This is a genomic window from Nannocystis sp., assembly GCF_016714285.1.
In the GTDB taxonomy this organism is placed as follows: domain Bacteria; phylum Myxococcota_A; class Polyangia; order Nannocystales; family Nannocystaceae; genus Nannocystis.
This window is the reverse complement of sequence record NZ_JADJNN010000001.1, coordinates 488,000-511,619: the sequence shown is the minus strand read 5'-3', so window position 1 is coordinate 511,619 and position 23,620 is coordinate 488,000. Positions and strand designations below refer to the sequence as shown.

Genomic DNA, 23,620 nt, shown 5'->3' with positions numbered 1-23,620 from the left:
TCCGTGGCCTTCTGGGCCCACGGACTGGGCCAAACGCCGGCTCCGACCACCGCGTGTGACCCCGATCGCCCGCGTCTGGACGGCCGTGGCGGCGCGGTGCATCCTGAGGCACCACGCGCTGCCGCTGCCAGCAGCCCCGGAGAAACCAGCCATGTCGAAGCTACGCCGCCCGATCCCCGCCGTGCTCACGTCCGTCCTGGCCTCCGCGCTGGCGCTCAGCATCGCCGCCCCCGCGGCCGCCAGTCCTTACGGACATGTCCTTCGGAGCATGTCCCAGGAGCCAGCAGCCACCGAGGTCGCGCCGGCGCCGGCACCCGGGCCCACGCCCGTGGCCCAGCCCTACCCGGCCCCGCAGCCCTACCCCGCGCCGCAACCCTACTACGCCGAGCCGCAGCCCTACGCGCCGGGGCCCGCCCCCATGGCGCCGCCCCCCCGCAGCCCGCGCAAGGGCCTGATGATCGGCGGCTGGACCATGCTCGGCGCCTCCTGGCTGTTCACCGCGCTGGTCGGCGCCGTCATCTCCGACAGCAAGACCATCTGCGAAGATCCGGCCCGCTGCCAGCGCCTCGGCTACTACATGATGATCCCCGTCGCCGGCCCCTTCATGGCCATCGGCCCCAGCAACACCGCCACCGGCTCGATCTTCCTCGGCCTCAGCGGCGTCTTCCAGACCGCGGGCCTGATCATGGGCATCGCCGGCACCGCCCAGTTCGCCGCCGACCGCCGTCAGCAGCAACAGATGGTGCTCAACCATGACGGCCTGCGCCTCACCCGTCGCGGCCTCCGCATCAACGCCAGCCCGAGCACCCGCGGTGGCGCGATGGTCGGCCTCAGCTACCGCTTCTGATCGTCCCCGGAGCTCCCCCATGCCCAAAGTGCGCATCTCCCTGTCCGCCCTCGTCGCCCTCAGCCTGTGCGCCAGCACGGCCCACGCCAGCCCCTACGCCAGCTCCGTGCGCATCGTCGCGGCGCCCGGCTACGCCGCCCCCGGCGAGCCCGCCCCCGCGCCGGTCGCCACCCCGGCCCCGCAACCCTACGGGCAGCCCCAGGGGCAGCCCCAGGGGCAGCCCGCGCCGCAGCCCTACGGGCAGCCCCAGGGGCAGCCCGCGCCGCAGCCCTACGGCGACCCGCAGCCCTACGCCCAGCCGCAGCCCTACCCCGCCCAGAGCCAGCCCTACCAGCCGCCGCCGCGTCGCCGCGGCAAGGGCATGATGATCGCCGGCTGGACCATCTTCGGCGCCTCCTACCTGACCACCGCGCTGATCGGCGCCGCGATCTACGACGCCAACGGCAGGGTCTGCGACGACGTCGTCGGCGGCACCGGCTGTCATCGCGCCGGCCTGGTCCTCTTCGTCCCGGTGGTCGGCCCGCTGATCGGCATCCGCGACCTTCGTGGCGACGGGTCCGACAGCACCGCGACTGGCACCCTCGCCGGCGTGTTCTCCTTCCTGGCCCAGAGCGCCGGCCTCGCGCTCGGCATCGCCGGCGCCACCCTGTGGGTCCGCGACGGCCGGCGTCAGCGCGCCGGTCAGCAGCAAGCCGGCCTGCACCTCGGCCGCGGCGTCCACCTGCAGAGCGCCCCGCGCCGCGGCGGCGGCACGCTGAACCTCTCGTACCGCTTCTGAGCGCCGCCCACGGGCTCGACCCCGCAACGCGCCGGGCCATAGCGCTGCCGGTTTACACCGCAGCGACAGCGCGCGCAGCTCGGCCCCGTCGCGCGCCGCTCAGCGCAGCGACAGCGCGCGCAGCTCGGCCCCGTCGCGCGCCTTGAGCTCGAAGTGATGCGCGTGCTCGCCGATCGCCGCGCGGGCCTCCGCGTGCGCCTCCTGCAGCGACGCGCCGCGAACCAGCGCGACATACAGCGCCTCCGCGGCCCGATCCATCAGCGCCGCCGCCAGCTCCGGCCCCGCGCCGAGCACGACATCCACGCTCGCCGCCAGCCGCTCCGCCAGCGCGACCGAGAAGCAGCCATGCAGCACCACGATCCGCGGCCGCCCCGAAGGCGCCGCGAGCCCCGTCGGCAGCGCGCCCGCGTCGACCGGACCCGCGAGCTGCAGCACGTCGACGTCATCGCGGACCAGCAGCGCCGCCAGCCCGTCGCAAGTCGCCGCCGCCACCAACTCGATCGCCACCAGCTCCCGCGGCAGCGCGATCGTCCCGACCCCGCTGCGATCCGCGACTCGCACCACCCGCAGCGGCGCCGCGAACACGACCGCCTCGGCCGGCATGTGCACGACCCCGTGGGTCATCAGCCGCGCCGCCGCGGCCACCTGGCGAACCACCTCATCGTGGTCGTACAGGCTCCCGGCCCAGCCGCACAGCGCCGAGAACCACACCTGCTGCAGCGCCGAGAGCATCACCGACTCACCCGCCGTCGGCGCCCGGTGGGCCCCGCCTTGCCACGCCGCGAAGCTCAGCTCGAACAGCTTGGCGTGGAAGCGGGCCAGCCGCTCGCTCAGCGCCTGCTCGCCCGAGGCCGCCGATCGGACCACCGCCCGCGCCAGGTTGGGGCGCCGACACAGGAAGTCGGTGAGGAACGCGAAGAACCCGATCACCCGCAGCAGCGGCGTCGGCCCGCGCACCGGCGCCTCGCCGATCTGGGCCCGCAGCTCGTGCAGCTCCTCGGTGAGCACGCCGAGCAGCAGGTCCTCCTTGCTGCGGAAGCGCTTGTACACCGTGCCGAGCGCGACCCCCGAGGTCTGGGCCACGTCGCGCAGGCGCACCGCCGCGAAGCCCCCCGCCTCGGCCAGCTGGACCGCCGCGTCGAGGATCCGCCGCGTCCGCTCGTCGCGGAGCAGCGCCCCGGCGGGTGTGTCGTCGGCCACGCCATGGGTGTACCGGCCCGGGCCCGCCGCGGTCAACGCCGCCGCCCGATCCGTCACCGTCGCGCATCGACGCGCAGCAGAACGCCGTACTTCGGGCGCATCGTGATCTGAAACTGCGGCTCCACGCGGGCCCGCGGGCTCAGGCTGAAGCGGTAGCGCTGGGCGATCATCGCCAGGATCAGCGCGCCCTCCATCAGCGAGAAGTGGTTGCCGATGCACATCCGCGGCCCGGCGCTGAACGGCAGGTAGGCGCCCTTGTGCCGCGTCTGCATCGCCTCCGGCGTGAACCGCTCGGGCCGGACCTGCTCCGGCGCGTCCCAGAACTCGGGGTGACGGTGGGTGAAGTACGGCAGGTACATCACGACCTCGCCGGGCTCGACCGCGTGACCGCCGAGCTCGGTCCGCCTCAGCACATCACGCGCCCCGCTCCACGTCGGCGCGTACAGGCGCAGCGCCTCGTGCAGCACCATCCGCGTGTACGGCATGCGCGCGAGGTCGTCGGCCGTCGGCGTGCGCCCGCACAGCACCGCGTCGACCTCGGCGAACAGCTGCGCCTGGATCTGCGGGTGGGTCGCCAGCATGAACCACGTCCACGACAGCGCCAGCGCGGTCGTCTCGTGGCCCGCGAGGAAGAAGGTGATCACCTCGTCGCGCAGCGCCCGATCGCCCAGCGGCTGGCCGTGCTCGTCGTGGCCGGCCAGCAGCGCGCTCAGCAGATCGGGCGGCCGCTCGCCGCTCTCGCGGCGCCCGCGGATGATCGCGTGGACCGTCTCGTCGAGGGTGGCCAGCGCCCGCCGCAGCTTGCGATTGCCCGGCGTCGGCCAGTGCAGCGGCAGGCGCACCATCTCGTTGCCACGCACCGACAGCTGCTCGAGCGCCACCGTGAAGGCCTCCGCGGAGCGATCGATCGACCCGCGCAGGTCGAGGCCGAACAGCGTGTCGCCGATGATCCACATCGTCAGCGCCAGCAGCTCCTCGTAGATGTCGAACTCCGCGCCGACCTCCAGCTTCGCCGCCCACGCGCCGAGCATCGTCTCCGTCGCCGCCGTCATCTTGCCGGCCAGCGCCGCGACGACGCCCTTGTTGAAGCTCGGCTGGGCCACGCGTCGCCGCGCCCGCCACGTCTCGCCCTCGTTGGTGACCATCCCGTCGCCGACCAGCACGCGGAAGAAGTCGTACGACGCGCCCTTGTAGTAGCTGTCGCGATCGCTGATCAGCACCCGCTCTACCTCGTCGGGGTGGACGATCACGACGATCCGCTTGGGTCCGAGATCCAGGCGAAACATGTCGCCGTGACGCCGCCAGCTGCGCTCCAACACCGGGAAGATCCCGTGACGCAGCACCGACAACCCGTGCCCCACCAGCGGCCAGGAGCGCGGGCCCGGGATCGTTCGACCCACGCTCACGCGCTGCGTCTGTGCCGTCATTCCGCGAAACTAGAACATGTTTCACGCCGGAGCAAGCCCGGCGAATTTGTATCCTCGGGCCCCTCCGGATGGCTGACCGACCGACCTTCTCCCGCAGCCACCTCGCGTTTGCGCTCGGTGTCATCTGCTTCGCCAACTTCCTCAACTACCTCGATCGCCAGGTGGTCAGCGCCCTCGAGAGCGAGATCCGGCCCGCCTTCGCCATGTCGAAGCCCGAGTTCGGCACCCTGTGGTCGGCCTTCACGATCGGCTACATGGTGTTCGCGCCGCTGGTCGGCTACGCCGCGGTGCGCTGGCGAAGGAACGTCATCTTCGCCGCCTGCGTGCTGGTGTGGTCGCTGGCCACGCTCGGCTCCGGGCTCGCCGACACCAAGCTGGAGCTCTACATCTCGCGCTTCCTGATCGGCGTCGGTGAGGCCGGCTGCCTCGTGATCGGCCCGACCCTGGTCGTCGACCTGTGCTCCGCCGACGTGCGCGGGCGGGCGCTGTCGCTGTTCTACCTCGGCGTGCCGCTCGGAGGCACCGCCGGCTACATCGTCGGCGGCGTGGTCACAGAGCACTTCGGCGGCTGGCGCAACGCCTTCCTCGTCGCCGGCGCGCCGGGCCTCCTGGTCGCGCTGCTGATCCTCTTCCTGCCCGAGCCGCCGCGCGCAGCGGCCCCGCCGGGCACCAGGCACGGCGGCCTCGCGCCCTACCGCGAGCTGATCAAGAACCGCACCCTGATGCTGATCATCCTCGCCCAGGCCTTCGCGGTGATGATCCTGGTCCCGCTGCTGCACTTCGGCATCGCCTTCCTCGAGCAGGAGCGCGGCATGACCAAGGTCGAGGCGACCACCTACCTCGGCGTCATCGGCCTGGTCGGCGGCGTCGTCGGCAGCGTGCTCGCCGGGCTGCTCGGCGACCGCCTGGCCCGGCGCACCCGCGGCGCCTACGCGCTGCTCGCCGGCTGCGCCTACACCATCGCCCTGCCGAGCCTCATCATCGGCTTCAGCGTGCGCGCACCCGGGGCGATCCTCGCCGCCCTGCTGGTCGGCGCGACCTGCCTGTTCCTGTGCATGCCGGCGGTCAACACCCAGATCGCCAACGTCGTCCGCCCCGATCAGCGCGCCATGGCCTACGCGCTCGCCGTCTTCATCCTCCACTTCCTCGGCGACATGGCGGCGCCACCGGCCTTCGGCGCCGCCGCTGAGCTGATCGGCAGCACCGGCGAGACCTTCGTGCGCTTCGTCGGCGTGCTCGTGCTCGCCGCCTCGTGCTGCTTCGTCGCGGCCCGCACCGCCAAGCACGACGTCGCCCGGGCTGGCGCTGACCTGTCCGATCGGCCAGGCCAAACCGCTTGACAGATCTCCCGGTCCGCGCCACACCTCGCGCGTGGGCGTGTTCGATCTGCGTTGCGGTGTGAGCGGGCTGCCGACCGGCTGGCGCCCGGCCGACGGCCGTGTCGGTATCTCGATGTTCCTCCTCGAGCCGGTCCTCGCCAGCGACCCGGAAGCGGCGACGATCTGGCAGCCGTGGACCCCGCCGGTGCGCGGCTGCTACGACCGCTACGGCGGCATCGAGCTGGCGCCCGCCGACATCACGCCGGAGACGCGATTCATCGGCGAGCGCCTCGAGTCGCTGCTGCAGCGCGGCGCCCTCGTCAGCAGCTGGCCGGAGGATCTCGGGAGCGCGAGCTCGCGGACGGGTCGCACGGCGGTCGAGCGCATCCTCGGCCACGGCGCCGAGACGGTTTACAACCGCGTGCAGCTGACGATCGACGGCGCCCCGGTGGCCGCCTGCATCGTCCTCGAGCGGGTGGTCGACGCGATCGCCGGGGCCCCGCGCGCAGTCCAGGACGCCGACGCATGGTTCGCCCGCGGCGGCGCGGGTCAGCGTCACTTCGCCGATCTCCCGGCCAGCGCCCGCCCGCAGCTCGCGCGTCACGCCGCCGTCCTCGCCTATGCCCGGGCCCGCGGCGGCCTCACGCCGATCCGCAGCGAGGACCTCGGACAGCCCTCCGCCGCCGAGATCCGCGGCATGGTCCGCGCCACCTGGGACCGCGAAGACGGGCCGCTGCGCCGCATGATCGACCGCGCCGCCCCGCGCTGGACGGTGCCCTGGCGCCGGGCCGCGAACGAGATCGCCGCCGACGACGCGCACGCCAGCGCCGTCGCCGGCGCCGCAACCATTCACAGCTACAGCCCCAGCGCCGACTACGTCGTCGGCGACGTGCTCGAGCACCCGAGCTTCGGCCGCGGCCGCGTCGAGGCCCTGCCCGACCCCGGCAAGATCAGCGTGCGCTTCGCCGCCGGCGCCCGCACCATGGTCCACCGCCGTCCCCGCTGATCGGTTCGCTCTGGCGCAGGCTGGCCCTTCGGCCAGGTCGAGGCTGGCCGCGCGACAGCTCGAAGCTGGCCCTTCGGCCAGGTCGCAGCTGGCCCTTCGGCCAGGTCGCAGCTGGCCCTTCGGCCAGGTCGTAGCTGGCCCTTCGGCCAGGTCGTAGCTGGCCCTTCGGCCAGGTCGCGCGACCGCGCGGAGTTCAGCGAGGCGCCCGCGCCGAGGCCGGCAGGTCGTTCCACTCGAGGTAGTTCTGGGCCATGTCGTACTCGAAGAACGCCATGCGGCGGGTGTCGAGCACCTTGCGCATCAGCTGCTGGCCGCCCTTGGGGTCGCTGCGCCAGCGGCGGAGCGCCTCGTAGAAGTACGCCTCGGCCTGCTCACCGGAGTCGGTCGCGCCGCGCAGCAGATCGTCGAAGCTGAGCTTGCCCTGGGCGTGGCGGGCCAGCTTGCCCTGCCAGCTGTCGCTGCTGAAGTTGTCGAGGTACGCGAGCACCTGCGGGTCTTGCGGCAGGCCCTGGCGCAGCGCCAGCTCGTGCAGCCACAGGCAAAAGTACAGCTTGAGCGAGGCCCGCACCTCGTCGCGCGGCAGCGCCTGGCGGAAGATCTCGAGCGCGAGCGGGTAATAGCCGTGGTTGACCACGAACAGCATCGGCTCGGCGTAGGCCTCGGCGCGGTCCGGCGTGAGCGATCGGGCCTGACGAAAGTCTTCGGCGCCCTGGACCGCGTCGCCGAGGAAGAACAGCAGCTTGCCGCGCTCGACCAGCCGGGCGCTGCGCTCCTCCACGCCGAGCGCCGGGTAGCCGATCAGCTTGTTGAGCTGGCGCAACGCGGTGGTCAGCTGGGTCTGCGCCTCGGCCTCGGCGCCGAGCTTGTGGCGGATCTGGGCCAGCGCCGTGCGGGCCTGCGTCTCCCAGCGCAGGCGCGTGCGCTGGTCGGCGAAGGGCAGCCCGAGCAGCGCCTCGTAGTGCCGCGCGGCCTCGGCGTAGGCGCCGCTCTTGGCCGCGATCGTGGCCAGCAGATCGAGCGACTCGGCGAGCGGCTCACGGGCGACGCTCTTGCCCAGCAGGTGCTTGGCCTCGTCGACGCGTCCGAGCTCGTAGAGGCCCTCGGCGACGGTGAAGTAGGCCTCCGAGAGCCCGGGCCGGATCGGCCGCCCCGACCACAGCGCGACCGCGCGGGCGTGGAACTTCTCGACCTCGGCGAGGCGCAGCAGGGCCGCGTCGGCGTCGACCCCGGCCAGCCGCTCGAGGCTGCTCTGCTTGAGGATCGCCTGGTCCTGCCAGGCGTCGAAGATGTCCTCCTTGAGCTCGATCGTGCGGTCGAGGTGGACGATCGCGGCGTCGATCAGGCCCTGCTGGCGAAAGCTCCGCGACAGCAAGAGGTGGGCGAAGGCGTCGTTCGGGTAACGGATCGTCGCGCGCCGGGCGAGGTTCTCGACGATGCCCCAGCCCTGGGTGATGAAGGCCGGCGGGATCCGGCTCGACTCGTCCTCGTCCTCGGGGATGAACTGCGCGGCCAGAGTCATCAGCGGACCGGCGCTCTTGTTGGGCGCGCGCGCCGACTCGAGGAACTCGACCAGCTTGCGCGTCGGCACGTCGAGCTCGACCCGGCCGAGCGCCGCGATCGCCCCGTCGAAGTCGTCGGCGCGGAGGTACAGGCGCGTCAGCAGGTAGCCGGTGACCTCGGCGCGGTGCTTGGCCGCGATCCCGAGCTCCGGGTTGCCGCTGCTGCTGCTGGCCTCGATCGCCGCCTCGTAACGAGCGACGTAGAGATCGGCGAGGCGCTGGACCACGAAGGGCGCGGGGAAGTTGGCCGCGGTCTCCTCCATCGCGCCCTCGAGCTCCTCGTGGCGCAGCACCGGCTCGTCCGAGAAGTTGCCGTTGCGCACCAGCCAGCCCTCGATCTCGGTCCACGTGGCGACCGCGCGGGCGCGGGTGGCCTCGTCGCCGAACTGCTGCTCGATCGCGATGGCGAACAGCGCCGGCCCCTCGTTGCCGCGCCGCGCCGCGGCGGCGTAGATCCGGTGCGCCGCCGCCGTGAGTCCCGGCTCCACGCGCCGCTCACCCCGCAGCTCGGCCGGACGCCACAGCGTCACCGCGAATTGCAGGGCGTTGCTCGCCTCCTCGGGGCGACCGTCCGCCAGCGTCTTGCCGATGTAGCCGACCAGGTAGTCGAGCAGCACCCGGCGAAACGCCTCGCGGCGCGGGTGATCGAGCGGCAGCAGGGCGAACTGGTTGAGGCCGATCGCAAAATGATCAAGGTCGGCCACCGACTTCGGCACCTCGGGCGCCTGCGTCTCGGGCTTCGTCTTGTGGGCGCAGCCGGTGCCCGAGATCCCTGCAGTTGTGGGCGCACAGACGGCGACGAGGAGGGCGAGGAGGCGGGCCGAAGGACGCACCGGGCCAGTGTACGGGCCGGGCCCAGGGCTCGCCACTGCTAGTCGAAGCCCACCATGCGCTCGGACCAGCGCAGCCCGAGCATGAAGGTGTGCACCGCGCCCGTGTAGCGGCCCGCGTTGCTCGGTCGACCCTGACCCGCGAGCACCTGGGCGGCCGCCGCGGTGTTGAGATCGCCGCCGCTCTTGTGGAAGGCCGCCGCCGCCGCGGGATCGAAGGCGGCGCTACCCGGACGCACCGTGCTCGGCAGGTAGAGGTCGAGCGCGTAGCCCGGGACCAGCTGGAAGTTGCCCTGACCGATGCGCAGCGTGCTGCCCACGCTGAGGCCGAAGCGCCAGCCGTCGCTGCCCGCGGCCGACAGCGCCGAGGTGCGCGTGGTCGGCGAGCTGAAGTGGCCGCCCAGCATCACCGCGAAGGTGGAGCGGGCGCGATAGGTGGTGTAGGCGTCGACCCCGAACACGTCGTTGCGGCCGCGGTAGCGCGTGGTCTCCGGCAGCAGCACGCTGCTGCGGTCGAGCCCGACCAGGCTCAGCCGCTGATTGCCGGGGTCGCCGCAGCGCGTCACGCCGATGCCGTCGCGGTTGTCGTGGCAGAGGTCGAGCCAGTACAGGTTGGTGTCGATGCGCCAGACCTTGGCCCGACCGATCACCCCCGCGACCCCGATCGCCGCCTCGCGCGCCCCGCCCTCGCGCATGCTCGCGTCGACCGGCGTGGCCACCGAACAGGGCTGCACCTCGCTGGCGCCGAGCTCCTGCTCGTCGGGGCGGCAGACCGCGGCCTTCCCGGCCAGCACGTAGTCGCCGCTGTTGACCAGCGGACGGGTGCGGTAGCGCAGGCCCATCGTGACGCGGTCCGAGACGTCGACCGCGAGCCCGAAGGTCAGGGCGACGTCGAAGCCGCTGGGTCGACCGTCGCGCGCCGGCAGCCAGCTGGTGCGGCCGTTGAAGCCGAGCCGCTCCGCGCACGACGGGCTCTCGACGCTCGTGCAGCGGCCCGCGTCGCCCGGGGTGGTGCTGCTGGCCAGCGCGCGGCTGTTGTCATAGGCGAGGCGGCTGCGCAGGCGGGGGAAGTGCAGGCCGACGCCGATGCGCAGGTTGGCGAGGATGTTCCACGCGACCGCGAGGGTGTAGTCGGTGCGCAGCGAGGCCTGCCCGCCGTTGACCTTGCACGCGTCGCTGTCGTTCTTGCCGCACAGAAGGGTCGGCTGATCGGGGTCCGGCGCGAGGTGCCAGCGCTGGGCATCGGTGCTCTGCAAGCTGAACTGGCTGCCGAGATCGTAGACCCCGAAGCCGAACGCGAAGGGCTCGAAGTAGAAGCTCGCGGCCGCGAAGTAGCCGACCGTCGGGTTGATCAGCGACTGCCGATCGCCAAGGGCCCCGCTCGGGACGCCGTCGGGCCCGACCCCGTAGCGACGGATCCACCGCTGATCCAGCCCCCCGGTCGCGCCGAGCTGCACCCGCGTTCCCGGCATGCCGGCCAGCATCGCCGGGTTGTGGTGCAGCGCGGTGAGCGAGCGGGCGGCCGGACCCTGCGCCTCCGCGACCCCCAGCCGCGTGCTCGAGCCCGGGGCGGCCTGCGCCCTCGCGGCCGCGAACCAGACCCCGAGGGCGGCCGAGATCGCCGCCAGGATGGCGATCCGATGCCCCTGCAACGAACTGGGGGCTCGTAGCCCCATCCTGGCCTTCTGGTCAGCTGCGCCCTCCCCGCCCGATGCCCTCGTGGCGGACCCAGGCGTGGGCCCAACAGGGGCCCCAACCGCGGCCCCGACCGCAGGGCAGTGCGCAGGCGCGGGCGTGGAGGCCGCTGCGGAACGCGATGCCACAGGCCGGCGCATGGTGCCGGAGGATAGCGCACCACTCCCACACGGGGTGGCACGTTTCGTGGCAAAAGCGGCGTCCGCCAGTTGACCCGCGAAGCCCGGACTTCATAGGATGCGTGGGTTCGGCTGCGCACGGCCTCGCCGCCGCAGCGCGAACCGCCTCGCGAGGGAAGTGCATGAGCAAGACGCTGCGTCAGTTCCAATGTCGTGATGACCTGTGGGCCCGGGTCGATGCGCTCGCCAAGCGTCGTGGGATCTCGACCGACGACGTGGTCCAGGCCGCGCTCTTGCAGCTGTTCAAGAGCAAGACGAAGAAGGAGGGCGAGTCCTCGGCGATGATCCCGGCGCCCGCTGGCATCGCCAGCACGCCCGCTGCGGCGCCCGCGAGGCCCGCCGCCGCCGTGCCTTCGCCCGCCGCCCGACCCGCTGGACCGCCGCCCGGACTTCCGCGTCCACCGGGACCGCCGACCCCCGCCGCGCGGCCCGCCGCCGCGGGTCCAGCCGCCAGCGCCTCACCAGCGGCGGCGGCGGCGAGCGCCAGCCTCAATGGCCCGCGGACGGCGGCCATGGCTGCTCCGCGTCTGCCACGGCCCGCCTCGGCGCCGGCCGCTGCGGCAGCGCCCGTGCCGACGCTCGCGCCCGCGGGCCCGCCCAGCGGCATGGGCTCGGCCGCGCCGAAGGCCGCGCCCTCGCTGCCGCGCCCGCAAGCACCGACCTCGGCCGCGCCGACGCGCCTGCCGCCGCCCGCAGCCAAGGCGGCGCCGCAGCAGGTCCGCCCGCTGTACGTGATGTTCGAGAACCAGTGGTACGAGGTCGACAAGGAGGAGTACGTCATCGGCCGCGGCCAGAAATTCAGCGACCTCCCCATCAAGGACGCCAACATCTCGCGCCGTCACTGCTCGATCGTCCGCCGCGGCCCCGACTACTTCATCAAGGACCTCGGCAGCACCAACGGCATCGAGTTCGAGGGCACGCGGGTCGACAACCACAAGATCGTGGAGGGCAGCGTGTACTTCCTCTGCGATCACCAGCTGCGCTTCTCGTTCACGCCGCCGAGCAGTCTGGGCTGACGTGGGCCTGACCCGCGACTGCTCCGCAACTGATCCGTAACTGATCCGCAACGGGCCCGCGTGGCGCGTCCCTCCCCTCATCGGGTCCGCCCGCGCGGGCCCACCGAGCAGCCCCAGCTGCCTCTTCTGCCAGGTCCAACGGGACATGTCCCCGAGGACAGGCCCGCGCGGGCCACGAAGGCCCCCGTAGTCACGCCAAGGACGCGAGCGCAGCCCGCGGCGCGGCCGCAGGCCGTGCCCGACGACAGGCCCATGGCTCCCGCGGGCCTGGTCGAGCGGCCAGGCCCGAGCGGAGCGGCCGCCATCGACAGCCCCTGGGACGCGCTCACCGGCCTGCCCGGGGTCGGGCCCAGGACGGCCGCCAAGCTCGGCGAGCAGGGCCTGCGCAGCTGCTGGGACCTGCTGCGCTGGATCCCCGTCGACTACCGCGATCATCGCCGCCGCGATCGCGTCGACCAGGTCGCCGACGGCGTGGTCGCGGTGATCGAGGCGACGATCCGCCGCTTCAAGCAGAGCTTCTTCCGCGGCCGCTACCTCGCAACCATGGAGCTGGTCCAGGACACCGCGGACGGCCCGCGGGCGTTCGTGGCCCGCTGGTTCCACCGCGTCGGCGGCCTGTCCGATCGCGCCGTCGCTGGTCGCCGCGTGCGGATGATCGGCAAGGTCGCGCGCAAGGGCGACACCGTCGCGCTGATCCACCCGGAGCTGCACGACGCTGACGACGAGGGCCCCGCGATCGCGGTGCGCTACCCCGACATCGAGGGCCTCGGCGACAGCAGCGTGGCCCGCCTCTGCCTCGCCGCCCTCGCGCGCGCGCAGGCCCACGCCGTCGACCCGCTGCCCGAGCAGCTGCGCCTGCGCCTCGGCCTGCCGTCCCTGTTGCCCGCGCTCGGCCTGCTGCACGCGCCGCCCGGAGACCTGCCCGAGGCGAGCTGGCGCGAGCTGCTCGCCGGGCGCACGCCGGCTCACCGCCGCGTCCTCTTCGACGACCTGCTCCACGTCCAGCTGGCCCTGCTGCGCCAGCGCGCCGCCTACCGTGCCGCCGCTCCGCCGGTCGGCCTGCTGCCGGCCGAGCACGACCGCCGCGAGCGTCTGCGGGCCTGCGTCCCCTTCGAGCCGACCAGCGCTCAGTGGCGAGCCGTCGACGAGATCGAGACCGACCTCGCCGCCCCGCGACCGATGCTGCGCCTCGTACAAGGAGAGGTCGGCGCCGGCAAGACCTTCGTCGCGTTCGCGGCGATCCAGGGCATCGTCGAGGCCGGCGGCCAGGCGGCGCTGATGGCCCCCACCGAGATCCTCGCCGCACAGCACCTGCGGAGCCTCGCGCCGTGGTGTGAGGCCGCCGGCCTGCGCATCGCCCTGTTGACTGGCGCGACCTCCCGACCCGAGCGCGCGGCCCTGCTGACGCGGGCCCGCATCGGCGCGCTCGACCTCCTGATCGGCACCCACGCGCTGCTCGGCGAGGGCGTCCACTTTCGTCGCCTCGGCCTCGTCGTCATCGACGAGCAGCACCGCTTCGGCGTGGCCCAGCGGGCCCTCCTGCGCGACAAGGGCAGCGCCCCGCACCTGCTCGTCATGACCGCCACGCCGATCCCCCGCACCCTCGCGCTCACGCTGTTCGGCGAGCTCGACGTGTCCGTGCTGGACGAGCTCCCACCCGGACGCACGCCGCCGCAGACCCGCCTGTTCGCCGGCCCGCGCAGCCTCGCGGCGGCCCGCGCCGCCCTGGCCGACCTGGTCCGCGGCGGGCGCTCGGCCTTCGTCGTCTGCCCGCAAGTCGAGGCCGGCACCCGCGAGGTCAGCGACGTCGAGGCCGCCGCCGCCGACCTGCGCGAGCGCCTGCCCGGCGCGGCGATCGGCGTGCTGCACGGACGCATGGCCGCGCGCGACAAGGAGGCCGCCGTGGCCGCGTTCCGCAGCGGCGCCCTCGCGGTGCTCGTCGCCACCACCGTGATCGAGGTCGGCGTCGACATCCCCGCCGCCCAGGCGATGCTCGTCGAACACGCCGACTGCTTCGGCCTTGCCCAGCTCCACCAGCTGCGCGGCCGCATCGGTCGCGGCCCCGGACCTGTCCCGACGGACAGGTCAAGTCGATCGGGGGATCCTGTCCTTGGGGACAGGCAATATGAACTACCTGTCCCCGAGGACAGGCCCCATGGAACCAGGACGGCTGTGCCGTCGCCGCTCCGTCCCGCGACGCCCCCGGGCGGCGCCCCCGTGTGCCTGCTGCACACGCCTGCCAGCCCCGGCTCCGAGGCTGCCGCGCGCCTGCAGGTCCTGGTCGACACCTGCGACGGCTTTCGCGTGGCCGAGCAGGACCTCGCCGAGCGCGGGCCTGGCGAGCTGTTCGGGCTGCGCCAGGCCGGGACCCCGCGGCAGCGCATCGCCGGGCTGGCGGGCGAGCTCACGCGCCTGCTCGACGCGGCCCGCGACGCGGCCCAGGAGATCCTCGCGCGCGACCCTGACCTGCAGGCGCACCCCGAGCTGCGGGCCGAGCTCACGCGGCGGGCCGAACACGGGGTCGTCGGCGGCGACGCCGGCTAGCCCGCGGCGACCCGCTGGGCTATGGAGAAGGCGGTGCGGCGACTGCTCTGCCACTGCAACTCGATCTTCGAGCACGAGGTGGTCGCCTGCATCCGCAAGGGCGCCAGCACGGTCGACGAGGTCGGCGACGAGTGCGACGCCGGCACCGGCTGCGGCAGCTGTCGCGGCACGATCAAGACCATGATCGAGGAGGAGGCCCAGCGGCGCCGCGCCGGCGGCGGCCTCCCCGACGCCCTCCTCCAGCTGCCGCTGTTCGCCCGTCGCAAGGCCTAGGCCGGCTCAGCGCCACCACTTGAGCACGGCGAACAGGTTGTAGTCGTCGGCCGGCGACCTACAGATTGGTGTCGTCGTCGGCCGGCTCAGCGCCACCACTTGAGCACGGCGAACAGGTTGGTGTAGTCGTCGGTCCACATGCGCAAGTCGGTGGACACCTCGCTCGTGTCCTCCGAGCTCGCCACCGCGGGCGTCGCCAGGAACGCCTCGTTGCGGGTCAGCAGGCCCCAATCTGCCCCGTACACCCCGCGGGCGTCGTCGTCGTAGCTCGAGATCCACACGAAGCGCAGGCCGAGCAGCTCCGCGAATTGCTTGAGCACCGGCTTGATGTCGACGTGCCGGTTGCTCATGTTGGCCGCCAGGATCCCGTCCGGCTTGAGGTGGCGCATGTACACGGCGAAGGCCTCGCGCGTGAGCAGGTGCATCGGGATCGCGTCGCTGCTGAAGGCGTCGAGGATCAGGATGTCGTAGCCCTGGTCCGGCTCGCGCTCGAGCGAGAGCCGGCCGTCACCGAGGACCACCTCGGTGCTGGCCTGCGTGCGATCGAAGTAGGTGAAGTAGCGCCGCGACATCGGCTCGACCTCCGGATCGATCTCGTAGATCCGGATGTGGTCGCCGGCCCGCCCGTAGGTCAGCAGCGTGCCCGCCCCGAGCCCGAGCAGGCCGATCTTCAGCGGCGTCCCGGTCCGCCGACCGGGGTGCTGCGTCAGCGCCACGCCGATGCCGCTCTCCTCGGAGAAGTACGAGTTGTGCCACATCTGCCGGTCCGGGTGGAGGTACTGGAATCCGTGGTTGATCGCGCCGTGGTAGAGGATCCGCCGCGCCAGCAGAGGGTCCTCGAGCTGACGGTCGACCACCCGCAGCATGCCGAAGAAGCCGCGGCGGATCGCCACCGCGTCGCCGCCGCGGCGCTGCGCCTCGATGCCGAGGTTGACCGTGAGCAGGGCCATCGCCACGGGCGGCAGCAACCACGCGAACCGACCGCGACGCGTCTGCACGACGCCGAGGCTCCACAGGAACGCGAACAACAGCACCGCCGCCACCGCCCCGACCAGCGGCGTCACCACGCGAAACGCGTAGGCGTCGACCCGCGCCGCGTAGAACATGATGCCGCCAGCGACCACCGCCAGCGCGAGCACATACAGGCGCAGCGCGACGCCGCCGAGCTCGAGCCGCGGGTCGCGGCGAAACGCGTAGAACACCAGCGCCGCGGTCCCGAGCAGGCACAGGTGCAGCTCGTAGTACTGCGGGAACACGTAGGGCGCGACCAGCCCGACCAGCACGCCGCCCAGCGCCCCGCCCAGGGAGAGCGCGAGGTAAAACGAGGTCAGGTAGCGCGGGTGCGGCCGCAGGCGGTAGAGCTCGCCGTGACACACCATCACGAACACGAACAGCGACCCCGAGTACACCGCCACCTGGACCTCGAGCTTGGCCGCCGCGCCCGCGAGCATGAGCCCCACCACCCCGACGTAGGCGGCCACCAGCAGCGGGTAGAACAGCACCCGCGGGTACCAGCGCTCGCTGCCGAAGCAGAGGATGAAGGACAGCAGGTACAGCGACAGCGGCACGACCCACAGGAACGGCACCGATGCGACGTCGATCGCCATCTGGTTGGTGACCGCGAGCAGCATCGTCGAGGCGCAGGCCCCCAGCCCGACCCACACCCACCGCAACCCGCGGCTGGGGCCTGGCGCCTCGGACCTGTCCTCGGGGCCAGCCGATGGCCCTACCGATGGCCCTGACGTCTGGGCCGACGCAGCCCGCCCGCTGCGCACCGCCAGCGCGCCGCACAGCGCGGCGAACAGCGCGTAGCCCCAGAACCACAGCGATGCCTGCTGCACCGCGCCGAGCCGCGGCTCGACCACAAACGGGAAGGTCAGCAGCCCGAGCAGCGAGCCGATGTTGGACAGGGCGTAGAGCGCGTAGGGCGAGCGCTGCGGGTAGCTGCGGCTAAACCACGCCTGGGTCAGCGAGCCCGTGGCCGACAGCGTGAAGTAAGGCAGCCCGACCGAGACCGCGAGCAGCCCGAGGATCACCAGCAGCGGCGAGTCGGCGCCGTCCGGCTTCCACCCGTCGCCGGGCAGGATCGTCGGCGCCGTCGCAGCCACGGCCAGCGCGAGCAGCACCAGGTGCACCCGCCCCTGCTGCCGCGGACCGAGGCGCGCGGTGAGCCAGTGCGCATAGGCGTAGCCGCCGAGCAGCAGCACCTGAAAGAACAGCATGCAGGTGGTCCACACCGCCGGCGTGCCGCCAAACCAGGGCAACACGATCTTGCCGATGAGCGGCTGGACCTGAAACAGCAGGAAGGCACTGAGGAAGATCGTGAGGGCAAAGTGCAACACGGCGTGGATCCTGAGCGTGGCGGCGCACGATACCACCGGGGCCCGTCATCACAGCCAGGGGCCCACGCCCTCGCCCTAACCGATCATTGAACCAGCAACGTCCGCGACCTGGCAACGGCCGGCGTCGGCGTCGACGGCAAGGCAGCCGTGCGACAGCCCACAAGCGCCTCCTCCCCGGTCCGCAACGCTCTGGGAAGGGCCCGGGACCTCGACTCCTCGCGACGGTGATAGGGTGCGGTCATGATGGCCGTGGCAGATCTTCGACGCATTGACCTCTCCCTCGCCCTCCTCCTCGCAACGACCGCTGCGTGCCCGCTGCTGACCGCCTGCGGCGACAACGGCGGAGGCAGTGCGTCGGCTTCCGAGTCCGCCACCGCGATCACCGGGGTCACCGGCGCGACCAACACGCCCACCACAGAGGCGCCGACCAGCGGCGACTCGGCGACGGCGTCGAGCTCGGGTCCCGGGGGCAGCGACAGCGCCACCGGCAGCGACACCGGCTCGCTGACCACCGACGGCGGGCCCAAGCTCGACGTCGGCGTCGACGGCGACACGACCACCGGCCCGCCCGTGGAGGGCTGCCGCAAGGTCGACTTCCTGTTCGTCATCGACAACTCCGGCTCGATGTCCGACGAGCAGCAGAACCTCATCAACAGCTTCCCGAGCTTCATCCAGACCATCCAGGACCAGCTCAAGGAGGCGCAGGACTATCACATCATGGTGGTCGACACCGACGCCTACGTGTTCGGCGGCTGCGAGCTCATCTGCCCGCTGTTCTTCAACACCTGCCCGATGGCGCTCGGCCAGTACGAGTGCGGCGTGACCAAGCCAGAGCTCTGCGAGGACGTGATCGGCGCTGGCGTGATCCACCCGAAGGGCACCGAGGCGAGCAACAAGGACTGCAACTTCACGAGCCAGGCCCGCTACATGGACGTGAGCGAGCCGGACCTCGGTGCGACCTTCGCCTGCGCCGCCAAGGTCGGCACCGGTTCCACCGACGACCCGGAGAAGCCTATGGAGGCGATGGTCGCCGCGGTCGCCCCGAAGGGCAAGGCGACCGACTGCAACCTCGGCTTCCTGCGCAGCGACGCGATCCTGGTCGTCACCTTCATCACCGACGAGGACGACAACCCGGGCGACGGATCGCTCGGCACCGTCGACGGCTGGAAGGCCTCGCTCATCGCCGCCAAGAAGGGCGACGAGACGGCGCTCGTCGTGCTGGGCCTGTTCGGCGACGGCGACGATCCCAACGGGATCTGCCCACCCTTCGACCCGGACAATTCGAGCGGGGCGGAGCCCAGCCCGCGACTGCGCCAGTTCGTCAACAGCTTCGGCGAGCGCGGCGTGGCTGGCAGCGTGTGCGCCGACAGCTACAAGGAGTTCTTCCAGGAGGCCGTGGCGATCATCGACACGACGTGCGACGGCTTCGTGCCGCCGCCCATGTGACGCCCGGCGGGAATCAGCTTCGACACGATGTCGGCGCGCATCCTGCGACGGCTTCGTGCCGCCGCCGATGTGACGCCCTACCCCTCCGCCGCCTCGTCCGGCGGAGGTCGCCCGGGCATGAACGGGATCGGCTTGAGCGTGCCGTCCGCCGATGTGTAGTCATAACCTCGCGGCAGCCCGAGCTCGGTGCCGTCAGCGAACACCACCTTGACGTCGCTGGGCCCGAGCGCCTCGGCCTCGGGCGTGACCACGGTGATCAAGCGATCGTCGACGATCACCACCGCGCGCGCCGATCGCAGGCCGAAGTACACGACGAGCGGACCGTGATCGACGAAGCCCGCGCCCTCGAGGCGCACGGTTGTGCCACCGGCAGCGTCGCCCGAGAGCGGACGGATCGCGTCCAGGCGCGGCGCCTCGGGCGAGCAGCCCGATCCGCCGGCCAGGCCGAGCGCCAGACTCAGCACCCGTCGCAACGCAGAAACGCGGAAGGCGCCCATGGCCCGCAGTGTAGGGCCATGAGCGCCGGGCTTCCAACCCCGAATCGCTCTACACGACCTCGCGGCGCTTGAGCTCGCGGCGGATCTTGCCGAGCGCCTGCTCCTGGAGCTGCCGGATGCGCTCGCGGGACAGGGAGTACTGCTCGCCGATCTCCTTGAGGGTGAGCTCGCTGTCGTCGTCGAGGCCGAAGCGCTTGCGCAAGATGTCGGCCTCGATCGGACGCAGCAGCGTGATCACCTGCCGCACCTGCTCGCTGATCGCCTCGGCCTCGAGGTTCTCGCCGGGGACCACGCCGTTGGTGTCCTCGAGGAAGTCGACGACGCGACGGCCGTCGTCGTCCGAGACCGGGCGGTCGAGGCTGATCGCCTGGTCGAGCAAGAGCCCGCCCATGCGCTCGATCTTCGCGGAGGCGATGCCGGTGGCGACCGCCAGCTCGTCCGTGGTGGCCTCGCGCCCGTGCAGCATCTCCAGCTCGCGCTTGGCCTTGGATAGCTTGTGGTAGGCGTCGATCATGTGGACCGGCAGGCGCACCGCCCGGCCCTTGTCGGCGATGGCCCGGCTGATCGCGTGGCGGATCCACCAGCTGCCGTAGGTGGAGAAGCGGAAGCCCTTGCGGTGATCGAAGCGGTCGACCGCCTTGAGCAGGCCGATGTTGCCCTCCTGGATGAGGTCCTGCAGCGGCATGCGGCCGTGGTTGAAGCGGCGGGCGATCGACACGACGAGGCGGAGGTTGGCCTTCACGAACGCGTTCTTGGCGTCGCGCAGGTGGCCCGCGGCGACGCGGACACGCTGAAGGTAGGCCTCGAAGGGGCGGCTGCCCTGGCGCGGCACGTTCACGGCGAGGCTCAGGGCCTCGCGCTTGCCCTGGTCGAGCTGCTCGAGGTCGCCGAGCAGCACGTCGGAGACGATCGCGTCGACGTCGACCTCGGCCATGCGCTCGACCAACACGGCGCAGGCTTGCTCGTAGGCCTGCTTGTTCACGCGGGTCTCCCGCTCGCGGAAGTTGCGCGAGGCGCCGCGCAGCGACTCGAGCTCAGTCCGCGGCACGTCCTCGCCATCGAGCTTGGACTCGATGACCTGGGCGATCGGATCGCTGAAGGGCGGGTAGGAGAACAGCGCGGCCCAGTAAGTGCGCCGCAGCGTGGCGATCGCCGTGGCCACGCGGAGCTCCTCCTCGGGGCTCATCACGCCGAGGCCGGACATTTCACGGAAGTACACGCCGAGGAAGTTCGGCGCCTCGTCGCTGCGCGTTGACTCGGACTCGTCGCGGGGTTCGGCTTTGGCGGGCCGTTCGACCCGGGTCGCCGGGGCTGCCGGACGCGCCGTGGCCGCCGTCGCTGGACGGGTGCGGGGACGGGAGCGAGCAAGCCTGGGGGGAGATCCACGGGTTACTTTGCGGCGTGCCATGACAGACCTCGTTCGTTTCGGTGGGTGGAGCAGGAAGAATAGAAGCCAGGAAAGTTAAGTTTTGGGAGATTCAGGGCCCAATGGCCGGCGAAGATAAGCCCCGTTTGCAGCATGTCCATGGGTAGCATGGGGGTAGCGGTGCTGGCCTCGGACCGGGATCACGCCTGCGAGGAGTGCAAGTTGGACACCGTTCTTGGCCGCATTTCGCGTCAACGCGAGCTTTCACGGAAAGTTTCATGGATCGCGCGCAGTGCGCTGCCGCGGGAATACGAGGGATGAGTCGAACCTGACGGGCATGAAGCGGGCCAGGTTCGCGGGCCGCAGGAAAAACACTTGACGGTGCATGCTTGTTTCGCTCCGGGACACTTGGACCCAAGCCACGGTACGTCACGCGCCACGTGGACGATCACGATGACAAGGTCATCCTGTGACAATTCTCCGCGCAGGTGGTACAGGCAGACCGCATCGGCGGTTCTACTGCGCTGGCGCTGGCCCGATTCCCGGACCCCTGCCTGGCCGCCAGAATGCGGCCCACACGGGCCGACATGACGCGATCACCCGGACACGGGTGTCGCGGTCGTCCGGGTCAGATGTCCTCGCGGCGCTGGGCGACGATCCAGATCTCCGCCGACGTCGCGCCGTAGAAGCGACCGCGTGTGTCGCGACTGCCGGAGACCTCCAACACACGCATGCCGAAGCTGGTCAACAGCTTGCCCAGCTCGTGCAGCGAGTAGGCGCGGAAGTACATGTGGTGCTCGAACTGCCGCCCGTCCTCGAACACCACCGTGCGGTGGATCCGCATGCGATTGGTGAAGTAGTTCATGTCGGCGACATCGAGGACCAGGCAGCCGCGGCCTTGCCACCACGAGCGACAGGGCATGACGGCGACGAGGTAGTCGCGGTTGAACACGTGCAGCACGAGCTTGCCGCCCGGACGCAGCACCTCGACCATCTCCTGCAGGACCTGTCGGTTCTGCGCGTCGCCCTCGAAGTAGCCGAAGCTCGAGCCGAGGCAGGTGACCACGTCATAGCTGCGGTCGCGGGGGAGGGCCCGCATGTCCCCGTGCAGGAGGGTCACGCCGGCCTCGGTGGCCTCGTTGCGCTGCGAGGCGCGGACCAGCTGTGAGAGCGAGCTGTCCAGGCCGGTGACCATGAGGCCGAGGTTGGCGAGGGCGAAGCAGTGGCGACCATCGCCGCAGGCGACGTCGAGGACGGTCTGACCGGCACCGAGCTCGGCCGACTTGCGGATGAACACCGCGTCGAGCTCGGCGCTCTGATCGGCGTCGATCGGCTGGATGCTGGCGAAGTGATCGCCGAAGGCATCGTCGTGCCAGCCGTGCTTCCGTCCGCCGGCGGTCGCTGGGGCCGCAGCAGCCGCAGCAGCCACCGCCGCGGCGAGCGGCGGCACCTTGCTGACAGGCGGGGGGGGCTTGGTCGGCGGCGGTGGAACGTTGGGCTTCTCGGGGGGACGAGGCGGACCGGCCTTCTCGGGCGGCGGCGGCGGCGTGGGCTTGTCGGGGCCCCTCTCCCCGAACGGCGGTGGCGGCGGAAGTGGGGGCGGTGGCGGCGGCGCGACCTTCTCCGCGACGGGTGGCGGCGGTGGTGGAGCCTTCTCCGCGACCGCCGGCGGCGCCCTGTCGATGGGCTTCTCGGGCTCAAGGATGGCGAGCTTCTCGACCGGTGGCGGCTCGCGCAGGTCTTCCGGATCGTCCGCCGGGACCGTGGGCATGACGATGAGGCCGCTGTTCTCGGCGTACTCGAGGGCGTCGGCGTCGAGCTCGTCCTCGGGTTCGTCCTCGGCCGGCGGCTGCGGGTTGAGGACCTGCGAGCCGGCCGCCATCGCCGACATCATGTCGTCGGCATCGTCCTCGGGAATGCCGAGCTGCGGGCTGCTGCGCTCGGGGCTGATGCGATCGAGCGCCTCGGCCGCGTCGTCCTCGTCGATGTCGAAATTCGGGCGCGTGAGCGAGGGGATCACCATCGCATCGGCGACCACGGGTGGGGTCGGCGTGACGGGCGGCTCCTCGTCGATCGGGGTCTGCAGCAACGAGACGATCTCCACCTCGAGGACGCTGCGCTCCCGCGCGGCCTCGGGGGCTGCGTCGCGTGGACCGGAGCCAGCCGTGGACCTGGCCTCCGGGACAGGTCGCGATGGTTCGCGCTCGGGCCGCGGAGGCGCGGCGGCTGGGCGCGCGCGGCCGGTGATCGAGGGCAGGACGATCGCGGCCGGCAGCACGGTCAACATGCTGCGCAGGCGGTCGTCGATCGCGTCGAGCGAGTCGTCGCCGCGAGCCCGACCTCGAGGCACGCTGGTGAAGTCGAGCAGCCACTCCTCGGGGGACACGTGCCAGGTCATGTGGAGGCGCTCCCCTCGAACAGGGCCTGACCCATGCGAACGCTGGTCGGCAGCTCGAGCTCGGTCGGCTGGACGCCGGGTTGGGTGAGCAGCACGACCGTGCTGCCGAGGTGGAAGACCCCGAGCTCGTCGCCCTTTCGCAGGCGCACCGGCGGGTCGCATGCGCTGCGCTGGATCTGCCGCGGATGGACGGCGACCTGGCGGTAGGCGCAGCTCATGTGGCCGACGCCGAAGGCGGCGACCATGACCACCGCCATGGCGCCCAGCGGCGTATCGAGGTGGTGGATCAGGCGCTCGTTGCGGGCGAAGAGGCGGGGCTCGCGTTCCATGGCGGCGGCCGTGACGGGGAGCAGGCGGCCGGGCACGGCCGTGACCCCGCGGACCTCGGCGTCGCAGGGGCAGTGGACGCGGTGATAGTCGCGGGGATGAAGATAGATGGTGGTGGCGAGGCCGCCGACGTAGGCCTCGGCCTCGCGCTCGTCGGCCAGCAGCTCGCCGATGCTGTAGGCGTGACCCTTGGCGGCGATGGTGCTGCCGCGCTCGATGCGGTCGCTGCTGCGGAGCAGGCCGTCGCTCGGGGCGACGACCGTGTGCTCGCCCTCGGCGACCGGGCGGGCGCCGTCCCGCAGGCGACGGGTGAAGAAGGCGTTGAAGCTGGCAAAGCCGTCGCCCAGGCGCGCGTCGTCGACATCGTGGAGGTCGACGTCGAAGTAACGGACATAGGCAGAGACGACGGCTTGACTCAGGCGCCGCGGTAGCCGGGCTCGCGCGGCCGCCCCGAGCGCCTTGCTGGCGGCGCTGGCCCCCCAGTCGGGCGAGGATGCGATCACAGCGGCCGCGAGACGGGCTCTCCAGGGAATTGCGCGATCTGGCATCAGCGCAGAGCAGCGTAACGTAC

At 72.0% G+C, this 23,620-nt stretch carries 17 protein-coding genes; 8 read left to right on the top strand and 9 right to left on the bottom strand.

Annotated elements, in window-relative coordinates; genetic code table 11:
• Positions 1 to 151: 151 nt before the first annotated feature.
• Both IPJ59_RS02135 and IPJ59_RS02130 read left to right on the top strand, forming a co-directional pair.
• On the top strand, positions 152 to 847 hold the full coding sequence (locus IPJ59_RS02135; protein ID WP_293269542.1) for a hypothetical protein: 696 nt from the start codon (positions 152 to 154) through the stop codon (positions 845 to 847).
• Positions 848 to 866: 19 nt separating this feature from the next.
• Positions 867 to 1,625, top strand: a complete 759-nt coding sequence (locus IPJ59_RS02130; protein WP_293269541.1) for a hypothetical protein — start codon at positions 867 to 869, stop codon at positions 1,623 to 1,625.
• 99 nt (positions 1,626 to 1,724) lie between these two features.
• Here IPJ59_RS02130 and IPJ59_RS02125 read toward each other — a convergent pair whose 3' ends face one another.
• Both IPJ59_RS02125 and IPJ59_RS02120 read right to left on the bottom strand, forming a co-directional pair.
• Entirely contained in the window at positions 1,725 to 2,825 is a 1,101-nt protein-coding gene (locus IPJ59_RS02125; protein WP_293254259.1) for a TetR/AcrR family transcriptional regulator, read from the bottom strand.
• A 53-nt stretch (positions 2,826 to 2,878) separates the two neighbouring features.
• Positions 2,879 to 4,252, bottom strand: coding sequence for a cytochrome P450 (locus IPJ59_RS02120; RefSeq protein WP_293269540.1), 1,374 nt, complete (start codon positions 4,250 to 4,252; stop codon positions 2,879 to 2,881).
• Positions 4,253 to 4,320: 68 nt separating this feature from the next.
• Between IPJ59_RS02120 and IPJ59_RS02115 the strand changes: the two genes are divergently transcribed.
• Together IPJ59_RS02115 and IPJ59_RS02110 are read left to right on the top strand one after the other, a co-directional pair.
• Positions 4,321 to 5,592 (top strand): MFS transporter, encoded by a 1,272-nt coding sequence (locus IPJ59_RS02115; protein ID WP_293269539.1) that lies wholly within the window; start codon positions 4,321 to 4,323, stop codon positions 5,590 to 5,592.
• A 112-nt stretch (positions 5,593 to 5,704) separates the two neighbouring features.
• Positions 5,705 to 6,577 carry a hypothetical protein gene (locus IPJ59_RS02110; protein WP_293269538.1) on the top strand — a complete coding sequence of 291 codons (873 nt, stop codon included), beginning with the start codon at positions 5,705 to 5,707 and terminating at the stop codon, positions 6,575 to 6,577.
• Between the two features lie 193 nt (positions 6,578 to 6,770).
• Here the strand turns inward: IPJ59_RS02110 and IPJ59_RS02105 are convergent, their stop codons facing one another.
• On the bottom strand, positions 6,771 to 8,969 hold the full coding sequence (locus tag IPJ59_RS02105; protein ID WP_293254251.1) for a tetratricopeptide repeat protein: 2,199 nt from the start codon (positions 8,967 to 8,969) through the stop codon (positions 6,771 to 6,773).
• 38 nt (positions 8,970 to 9,007) lie between these two features.
• The gene (locus IPJ59_RS02100) at positions 9,008 to 10,618 is read right to left on the bottom strand and encodes a porin family protein (protein ID WP_293254249.1); all 1,611 of its coding nucleotides are present in this window, start codon (positions 10,616 to 10,618) and stop codon (positions 9,008 to 9,010) included.
• A gap of 344 nt (positions 10,619 to 10,962) precedes the next feature.
• Between IPJ59_RS02100 and IPJ59_RS02095 the strand changes: the two genes are divergently transcribed.
• From IPJ59_RS02095 to IPJ59_RS02085, 3 genes are all read left to right on the top strand, one after another.
• The gene (locus IPJ59_RS02095) at positions 10,963 to 11,856 is read left to right on the top strand and encodes an FHA domain-containing protein (protein WP_293269537.1); all 894 of its coding nucleotides are present in this window, start codon (positions 10,963 to 10,965) and stop codon (positions 11,854 to 11,856) included.
• A gap of 252 nt (positions 11,857 to 12,108) precedes the next feature.
• Positions 12,109 to 14,400: an ATP-dependent DNA helicase RecG gene (locus IPJ59_RS02090; RefSeq protein WP_293269536.1), complete on the top strand. Its 2,292-nt coding sequence runs from the start codon at positions 12,109 to 12,111 to the stop codon at positions 14,398 to 14,400.
• A gap of 33 nt (positions 14,401 to 14,433) precedes the next feature.
• A complete protein-coding gene (locus tag IPJ59_RS02085; protein ID WP_293254243.1) occupies positions 14,434 to 14,673 on the top strand; it encodes a (2Fe-2S)-binding protein in 240 nt (79 codons plus the stop codon).
• A gap of 86 nt (positions 14,674 to 14,759) precedes the next feature.
• Here IPJ59_RS02085 and IPJ59_RS02080 read toward each other — a convergent pair whose 3' ends face one another.
• Positions 14,760 to 17,015, bottom strand: a complete 2,256-nt coding sequence (locus IPJ59_RS02080) for a spermidine synthase (protein ID WP_293254241.1) — start codon at positions 17,013 to 17,015, stop codon at positions 14,760 to 14,762.
• Positions 17,016 to 17,255: 240 nt separating this feature from the next.
• Here IPJ59_RS02080 and IPJ59_RS02075 point away from each other — a divergent pair, with 240 nt between their 5' ends.
• On the top strand, positions 17,256 to 18,461 hold the full coding sequence (locus tag IPJ59_RS02075) for a hypothetical protein (RefSeq protein WP_293269534.1): 1,206 nt from the start codon (positions 17,256 to 17,258) through the stop codon (positions 18,459 to 18,461).
• Between the two features lie 77 nt (positions 18,462 to 18,538).
• Here the strand turns inward: IPJ59_RS02075 and IPJ59_RS02070 are convergent, their stop codons facing one another.
• The 4 genes from IPJ59_RS02070 to asd form a co-directional block, all read right to left on the bottom strand.
• On the bottom strand, positions 18,539 to 18,958 hold the full coding sequence (locus IPJ59_RS02070; RefSeq protein WP_293254237.1) for an IPT/TIG domain-containing protein: 420 nt from the start codon (positions 18,956 to 18,958) through the stop codon (positions 18,539 to 18,541).
• A gap of 49 nt (positions 18,959 to 19,007) precedes the next feature.
• Positions 19,008 to 20,177 (bottom strand): sigma-70 family RNA polymerase sigma factor, encoded by a 1,170-nt coding sequence (locus IPJ59_RS02065; RefSeq protein ID WP_293269533.1) that lies wholly within the window; start codon positions 20,175 to 20,177, stop codon positions 19,008 to 19,010.
• A gap of 775 nt (positions 20,178 to 20,952) precedes the next feature.
• Entirely contained in the window at positions 20,953 to 22,722 is a 1,770-nt protein-coding gene (locus IPJ59_RS02060; RefSeq protein ID WP_293269532.1) for a class I SAM-dependent methyltransferase, read from the bottom strand.
• Entirely contained in the window at positions 22,719 to 23,552 is an 834-nt protein-coding gene (gene asd / locus IPJ59_RS02055) for an archaetidylserine decarboxylase (RefSeq protein WP_293269531.1), read from the bottom strand. Before asd ends, IPJ59_RS02060 begins: the two co-directional genes overlap by 4 nt.
• Positions 23,553 to 23,620 lie beyond the last annotated feature (68 nt).